This is a genomic window from Wolbachia endosymbiont of Tettigetta isshikii (genome assembly GCF_041154185.1).
GTDB lineage: Bacteria > Pseudomonadota > Alphaproteobacteria > Rickettsiales > Anaplasmataceae > Wolbachia.
In genome coordinates this window covers 24,023-31,124 of sequence record NZ_JBFTEN010000014.1, presented here as the reverse complement: position 1 = coordinate 31,124, position 7,102 = coordinate 24,023, and the positions used below count along the sequence as shown (strand labels likewise).

At 36.3% G+C, this 7,102-nt stretch carries 8 protein-coding genes; 6 read left to right on the top strand and 2 right to left on the bottom strand.

Going from position 1 to position 7,102, the window contains the following annotated elements; all coding sequences use genetic code 11:
• The first annotated feature begins 130 nt into the window (after positions 1 to 130).
• The 6 genes from AB6N09_RS03740 (at position 131) to AB6N09_RS03715 (ending at position 3,881) form a co-directional block, all read left to right on the top strand.
• Positions 131 to 667, top strand: coding sequence for an ankyrin repeat domain-containing protein (locus AB6N09_RS03740; RefSeq protein ID WP_411131604.1), 537 nt, complete (start codon positions 131 to 133; stop codon positions 665 to 667).
• A gap of 8 nt (positions 668 to 675) precedes the next feature.
• Positions 676 to 888 carry an ankyrin repeat domain-containing protein gene (locus AB6N09_RS03735; protein WP_411131603.1) on the top strand — a complete coding sequence of 71 codons (213 nt, stop codon included), beginning with the start codon at positions 676 to 678 and terminating at the stop codon, positions 886 to 888.
• Positions 872 to 1,036 (top strand): ankyrin repeat domain-containing protein, encoded by a 165-nt coding sequence (locus tag AB6N09_RS03730; protein WP_411131602.1) that lies wholly within the window; start codon positions 872 to 874, stop codon positions 1,034 to 1,036. Before AB6N09_RS03735 ends, AB6N09_RS03730 begins: the two co-directional genes overlap by 17 nt.
• Before the next feature lie 12 nt (positions 1,037 to 1,048).
• Positions 1,049 to 1,387: an ankyrin repeat domain-containing protein gene (locus AB6N09_RS03725; protein ID WP_411131606.1), complete on the top strand. Its 339-nt coding sequence runs from the start codon at positions 1,049 to 1,051 to the stop codon at positions 1,385 to 1,387.
• A 378-nt stretch (positions 1,388 to 1,765) separates the two neighbouring features.
• Entirely contained in the window at positions 1,766 to 2,059 is a 294-nt protein-coding gene (locus tag AB6N09_RS03720) for a hypothetical protein (protein ID WP_411131601.1), read from the top strand.
• A gap of 190 nt (positions 2,060 to 2,249) precedes the next feature.
• A complete protein-coding gene (locus AB6N09_RS03715; RefSeq protein ID WP_411131600.1) occupies positions 2,250 to 3,881 on the top strand; it encodes a hypothetical protein in 1,632 nt (543 codons plus the stop codon).
• A 548-nt stretch (positions 3,882 to 4,429) separates the two neighbouring features.
• Here AB6N09_RS03715 and glyA read toward each other — a convergent pair.
• Together glyA and AB6N09_RS03705 are read right to left on the bottom strand one after the other, a co-directional pair.
• Positions 4,430 to 5,707, bottom strand: coding sequence for a serine hydroxymethyltransferase (gene glyA, locus AB6N09_RS03710; protein WP_411131599.1), 1,278 nt, complete (start codon positions 5,705 to 5,707; stop codon positions 4,430 to 4,432).
• Positions 5,708 to 5,763: 56 nt separating this feature from the next.
• A complete protein-coding gene (locus AB6N09_RS03705; RefSeq protein ID WP_411131598.1) occupies positions 5,764 to 6,975 on the bottom strand; it encodes an MFS transporter in 1,212 nt (403 codons plus the stop codon).
• Positions 6,976 to 7,102 lie beyond the last annotated feature (127 nt).

Genomic DNA, 7,102 nt, shown 5'->3' with positions numbered 1-7,102 from the left:
CGTTCACACAGACTTAAAGTACTTATTCACATATTCATTGGCTTAAGTAAAAATTGCTGCGGTAGCTGTTTGATATAAAATCTATTTTCTATAACAAACGGGTTTTTATTGCCCATATGACTGGGTAAAGTTGCAAAATCATACAAATAAAAAATTTTTAAAAAACATAGTTGATAAGAGTTTGTACCATTATGTATTGGTTGATCCAGATAAAAAAGAAATGTTTCTAGAGCAATCTAAAACGTGTTCAACTTTGGCTAGGAAGATTGGAGACTATGGTAGGATTTTATATTCTGGATGGGGTCAAGATCCACCTGAAAGCATCTCAGATAGGATTGAAAGAGCATGTTTCTGCATAGGTGATAGAGATTTGGAGGAAGAGCTTACTAACCTCAGCGTTAAAGATAGCGATGCTTTACATGATGCTGCTAGAAATGGTGAACTAGGAGTGGTGAGATACTTTATAAAGAGGGGAGTTAATATAAATAGTGCTGACAAAAATGGCTGGACATCACTACATCATGCTGCTTATGGTGGTAGCTCGAGGGTTGTACAGTATCTAATAAATAACGTGGCTAACATTCATCCTGAAGATACTGTTTGCGGCAGAAAACCCATACATATTGCTGCTAGGGAAGGTAATACAGGTATTATGAGACTTTTCTGAGCAAGGGTATGAGGGTTGGCGATACTGACGGAAACAGTTGGACACTACTGCATTATGTAGCGTGGAATGGTAATTTAGAAGCAGCAAAATTCCTGATTAATGAAGGAGCCGACATTCATGCAAAAGATGCTACCAATGGTAAAAAACCTATACATACTGCAGCTTGGAAAGGTCATGCAAACGTTGTAGAATTTTTCCTTAGAAATGGGTGTTGGTATTGATGATACTGATAGAAAAGGCATTACACCGTTATGCTATGCTATACAGAAAGGCCATCTAGAAGATGTGAAGTTTCTGGTAAGTAAAGGAGCAAATATCTATGCTGAAAATACTTATGGCATAAGACTTATGCATGCTGCCTCTATATAAGAGCATCAAGAGATTGTAAAGTTTTTTCTAAGTAAGGGAGTAAACGTTGATGACACATACACGGAAAAGAATGGTCATACGACTTTACATTGTGCTGTAAACGCAGGTAAATTAGGAGTTGTAGAGTTTCTGATAAAGGAAGTGGCTAATATTTATGCTAAGGACAATGATGGTAAAACACCTTTGGATTACCCTAGAGAAAGTAGGCACACGGAAATTGTAAACATACTGGGCAGTGCAGAAAATAAAAGTCAATTGTCAAAAACTACTAGAGGAACAGATGATAAACCTAAGTCTGGTTTAAGTAGTGTAACAGTAAAGAATCAACAAAGATCACCATGGCACCGCTAGGCTATTTCTTCTTGAAGTTGTTTTATTTCATCTACCGAAAGGCTGGTGATTTCAGCAATAACATCTATAGAGACGCAGGCTTTAAGTCAGTTTTAGCCGTATCAATTTTTTCTGCTTTTCAACCTTCTGCTCTCTGCCTCTTTTAGCAGCAGCATCAAGTTTTTGGGCAAGACGAATACGCTTACCAACCGACTCCAGAACGAAAAGCCCTCACACTTGCTGTCTTGTGTTGTTGGAAATGGTTGCATTGTTTAGGTTTTTAGTGTTATACTAATAAGCTAGTAATGATTTATTCGAAGGAAGGCTAATTCAAATAACAACAGAAGTACGTTTGATTTGCTTATATTTTCATACTAGGTCAACAATAGATTTCTTGATATGCATAGCAATAAAGGTGTAGAGGCTTTAACGGATAGTATTAATGAAAATAATAAACTACCAAAAAGACCACATAGTACTAGCTTCTTCAATGAAAAAGATAAATTTATTCAAGCCATAGTTGGCGAAGTAAAAACAGATGCCTTAAGAGAATTTTTAAATACAGATAAAGGACAAAATATGTTCGACATTATATATGAGAATAAAGTTAAACGTAATATGTCCAGCATCTTAAATGGAGCAGGAGCTAATGCTAAAGACGCCTTTCAAGATTTATATGAATCTTTGGTTTGATGATAAAGGCGAAAAACATATATTTTAATAGTATTATCAATGCAGGTTATAAGATAGGTAAGAATATTATAACTTAAACTGTTTTCCATTTGTTTTTGGTGCTAATCCTCACAAGAAAAGAAGTAATGTACATAAAGGTGTAGTAGAAGTAAAGCTTGCAGATTCTACAAATCGTGAAGTAATCCGTAACTTGAAGATACATTTAGTTAATGAGTTTAGGAGAGCTGTAAAATTGAAAGTGATTGCACTTTTGAAAAAAGAAGTAGGAATAACGGAGAAAAAAGGTCATGAGTGGGTAAGAAGGACTGTTAGAATAGGAGCATTCGATGAATCTAATTCTTTAAAGAAAGACTATCTATATTGTATAGCTTTTAACGGTGGATACTTTGAAAGGGAGGGATACGATTCAGAGACTTTTGAAGTGTTTAAAGAGATGTATATTCAAGAATTTAACTCAAGATTAAGAGCGTGTGGCCTTAAGAACTCGGATTTTTATCATTATAAAGATGATATGTTGTATATTAAGAAGGATATTAATGATACGGTAGTCAGAAGTATAGCAGAATATGTTAAAAAAGAAGCAGCTTTTGATTTTAGAACTCCAGGTGAGGAAGATTCTAAAGTTGAAAATTTAAAAGATATTTTTAGCAGCCTAATTTTTAAACACACAGGGAAATCAGTTGATGCTTATGGATATGATATTTTTACCGACAAAAAGGAAATAGAGGATGGTAATAATTTTGTTTTGATACCCTTAGTAAAAACACGTAATGGTCAGCTTGAATCTTTAAAATGCAGGGATATGTACGAAATTAATGCAAAATATAAAAATTTGGTAAGTAATATTAGAGAGAAGACTGCAGATCCAGACGTTACTAATTGTGAAAATCCAGTTTATGCTATCTCTAATAAAGGAATTGCTCAGTTACTTCCTGAAATTATGCAGTCTCCGATTACGTATAATGGAAGAACTGGACATTTTGAATTTGCAACTGATCTTGGGCCAAGTTCAAGAATAGATTCGGAGTCTCCCAGGCACGCTTCTTCAGTGTCTTATCCAGTGCCTCTGCCCCAGCCAGGAACAGAAGGAGCGGTGGTAGCTGTTCCAGCAGCTGATGCAAAGAATAATCCTGGTCCTTCAATGTCTGGGCAGGGTAGTGGTTTATCTTTTGAACCAGATCCATTACAATCTGTAGATGTTATGGAAAGCTCAAGTGAATCGTTAGATGATAGTTGTTATTCTCTAGAAGAATGTATCCTGTTGGAGTTCATAGGTAGTTTGCCTCTTAATAATAATGAAGAATCGAAACAGAAAATATTGCCGTTGTTTTTTTCTCATGAGGGTAGACAGAAACTGTACTCAATTCTTTCTTCTACTTGCGAGAGGAAAGGGCTATATTCAGAACTCTGTATTTTCGAGCAATGTGAAAAATTGGAATCGTTATGGTACTCACTCCACCAGCGTGAGCAGCAACATACATCAGACAAAAATAAGCCGTTTTGTGATAAGTTGTTTTTTCCTTTGGTATCTGATGAACAAACAAGAAAAGAATTGTATCATATATTGATAGGCATGTTTACAAATAAAAGAGGCTATCTTGATGTGTCGATGGTGATAAAAGTAGCAAAATCTATATCAAGTTCTGTTAAACTTGATAGTAGTCATTATTGTAAATCATACCTTGTTGAAATTGTTGAAGCGGAAATGAAAAAGCTAGGAGTTACTCCAACTAGTCCTGAGTATATAAAACCCAGTGGTCTTGTTAATGAGCATGGACCTTTAGATGTCAGCAATCTGTCCTCAAATAAGTGGGTAAATTGACGTTCGTTAATTATTTAATCTTTTTTTTCGCACTTATAACCTCCAGAGTCGAGGCTTTTGCCCTGGCCTTCTGGGGTTGTTTTTAAGCAAAAGCTCAAATTAGACAAGAAAGTTTGAGCAAATTGAACCAGCTATATTTTTAATATTGGCGTTTTTTGTGTACTCTTAAACTGCTTTAGCTATAAATATTAAAAAATTTACTAAATGAGAAAAAAAGACAAAAGAAATCCGGTAGTAGAAGTTGCTCACTCTCTAATCCTGCAAATTGGCGTACTATACTGTCTTGAACGACTTATAAGCACATTTCAGCTTGTATAGGGAAAAACCTAGAAGTCTAGGTGAAATTAATAAAGACATGAGGTGCACATAGTGCAAAAAATTAAACATAAGACTCCAACCGTGATACTTTCGTCGTTTAATCTGCACAGATTGAAGCTAAATAAATAGCTCCAATAACATGATAAGGGTAACGGCGAAGGTTGTCAAGTAAATTTTGCATTTAATCCGTTTCTATAGTTACTTGGATGACACCATATAAATTACTAAAGTTAATAAATAGGAAAATCATTACAAATCTTTTCAACTTTACTTTTCACTGTTTTTTCGATATTTAAGCTATTTTTGCTGATTAGTCCTTGAACTATCTCATTTATTAAGTCTGCTATTTCTTTAAAATTTTCTACCCCAAGTCCACGTGTTGTTTCAGCAGCAGTGCCAAAACGCACCCCTGAAGTGATGGTTGGCTTCTCTGTGTCAAATGGTACAGAGTTTTTATTGCAGATAATACCAGCCCTTTCAAGGCTATCTACAACGTCTTTTCCGGTCAATTTCTGTGTTCTTAAGTCAACTAGCACTATATGAGAGTCAGTGCCACCGGTTATAATGCTCAATCCATGCTCTTGCAGCGCTTGAGCTAGCACTTTCGCATTCTCCACAACTTTTTTGCTATAAGTTTTAAACTCTGGCGCTAATGCTTCTTTAAATGCAACAGCTTTTGCAGCTATTATATGCATAAGCGGCCCACCTTGCAGCCCTGGGAAAACTGCTGATTGAATTTTTTTATGTAACGTTTCATCATTCGTCATTATTACCCCACCTCTAGGACCACGAAGAGTTTTGTGAGTCGTAGAAGTCATAACATGCGAATATCCAGCAGGTGATGGATATTCGCCCGCTGCAATAAGCCCCGCATAGTGAGCAATATCAGCAAGCAAATACGCACCAACTTTATCCGCGATTTCACGAAAACGCTTGAAGTTTATCTTTCTTGGATAAGCGGAAGCACCAGCTATGATCAGTTTTGGCTTATACTCAAGTGCCAGCTTTTCTACCTCGTCCATATCGAGCAGATAAGTGTCTTTGCTGACTGTATACTGAATCGACTTAAACCATTTACCAGAGAGGCTTGGTGCTGCACCATGAGTTAGGTGTCCACCACAACTTAGCGATAATCCAAGTATCGTATCGCCCGGAGTAAGCAATGAAGCAAACACTGCTTGATTTGCCTGAGAACCAGAATGAGGTTGAACGTTTGCAAACTTAACACCAAACAGTTTACAGAGCCTCTCTATAGCTAGACTTTCGACCTCATCCACATATTCACAACCACAGTAATACCTTTTCCCTGGATAACCTTCCGCATATTTATTAGTCAGAAAAGAGCCTTGTGCCTCCATCACTGCTTTACTTGCAAAATTTTCTGATGCAATCAGTTGCAGTTGCGACCTTTGACGCTGCAATTCCTTCTCTATAGATTGATAAATTTCGTCATCAAAAGACTTTAAACCATTTTTAAGACTGCAGATTTTTCCCGAAACACTTGTCATAGATCAAACTTCGTTTAACACAATGATATTAAAATATATGTTCGCTACAAGCAATTTTAAGATCGTTTTTTTAACCACACAAAACCAAAAGCAGCCAAGAGTAGACATATAGGAATAATCGATATTGCTTTTACCAGCAATCCAGCACCATACACAGGATTTCCTTGTATTATCATTCCGTCCCAATACAAATCTACTATTTTTGCGATTCCAACGTGAAAAAAATAGCCAAAAACCATAACTATCATATTTGATACGGCCGTAGCCAAGCCCACCAAGTTATTGTTTACATAACTTATTGCTTTATAAATGGTAATCACCTGATATCCAGATGCAAAGCCAATAACAAGAAGCGCAGGCAGCACAACATATAGGCCACCAGCTCGTGTAAAAAGCAAAAGGAAGCTAGCGATCATTGCAAAAGAACACGCAATAATTACTTCGTAATGCCTGTTTGGACATTTTTCCAGCAGGTAAGCCAAAAAGAATGCCCCAGCTCCCATACCTATAAACATGAGAGAAGAAAGCGAAGACGCTAGATCTCCGGTCATTTGATACATCTCATATAAGAATGCTTTTGCCCAGCCATCAGCAAAACCTTCTAATGGACCAACCATTAGACCACCAAAAAAGCTGATCAGAATGATATGTTTGTTGAAGAGCACAGTTTTCAAATCTTGAAGTACATTGTCACTTCCACTCTCTTGTGTATTACTGCTTGGCGTTACAAAGAATAACAGCAAAGCAAGCAAACAACCAAACGCTGAGAAAGTATAAATAACATAGTCCCAACCAAATTTATCAAGTAAGAAGTCCAAGGGTAATCCACCATAAATAGCTCCCAGTAGCCCTATTATTATAGATAAACTGGCCATTCTTGCTGATTTTTCTTGTGAAAAATACATGCTTGCAACTTTAAAGATCCCAATTGCTGAAGCAGACGATCCAATTCCAACGATTATTCTACCAAATATTAAGTAATACCGCTCATCGAAGCATATAAGCGGTAGTGTTCCAACAAATGTTAAAATAGTGCATATAGGCAAAACAAGTTTTGGGCCAGATCTGTCAAGAAAAAGACCAACAGGTATGTGAGCAACCGTATAGCCTACATAATACAGCCCACCGAATTGACCAACATCTGTAACACTTATTTTAAACTTTGTTATTAATTCAGGTGCGATTATGTTCGGAATCACGCGTAATATGTATTGGTATGCATAGAATAGGGATGCTAGCAGCCATATTAAAAAGTTTCTTTGTAGCATCAACCTCACCTTAAATTCAAAATCATAGGCTTATAAAAAATAGCTTTTTACAAATTTTTAATTTGCTAAAACTTAGCATAGTTAAATTCATAGCAAATAAGCAACTATGTATCAACTAAATTTTCCG

What these genes read in the sequence shown, in the direction of transcription:
- AB6N09_RS03720 (WP_411131601.1), top strand. Translation starts at nt 1,766, where the DNA reads ATGCATAGCAATAAAGGTGTAGAGGCTTTAACGGATAGTATTAATGAA.
- AB6N09_RS03730 (WP_411131602.1), top strand. Translation starts at nt 872, where the DNA reads ATGGGTGTTGGTATTGATGATACTGATAGAAAAGGCATTACACCGTTA.
- glyA (WP_411131599.1), bottom strand. Translation starts at nt 5,707, where the DNA reads ATGACAAGTGTTTCGGGAAAAATCTGCAGTCTTAAAAATGGTTTAAAG.
- AB6N09_RS03735 (WP_411131603.1), top strand. Translation starts at nt 676, where the DNA reads ATGAGGGTTGGCGATACTGACGGAAACAGTTGGACACTACTGCATTAT.
- AB6N09_RS03705 (WP_411131598.1), bottom strand. Translation starts at nt 6,975, where the DNA reads ATGCTACAAAGAAACTTTTTAATATGGCTGCTAGCATCCCTATTCTAT.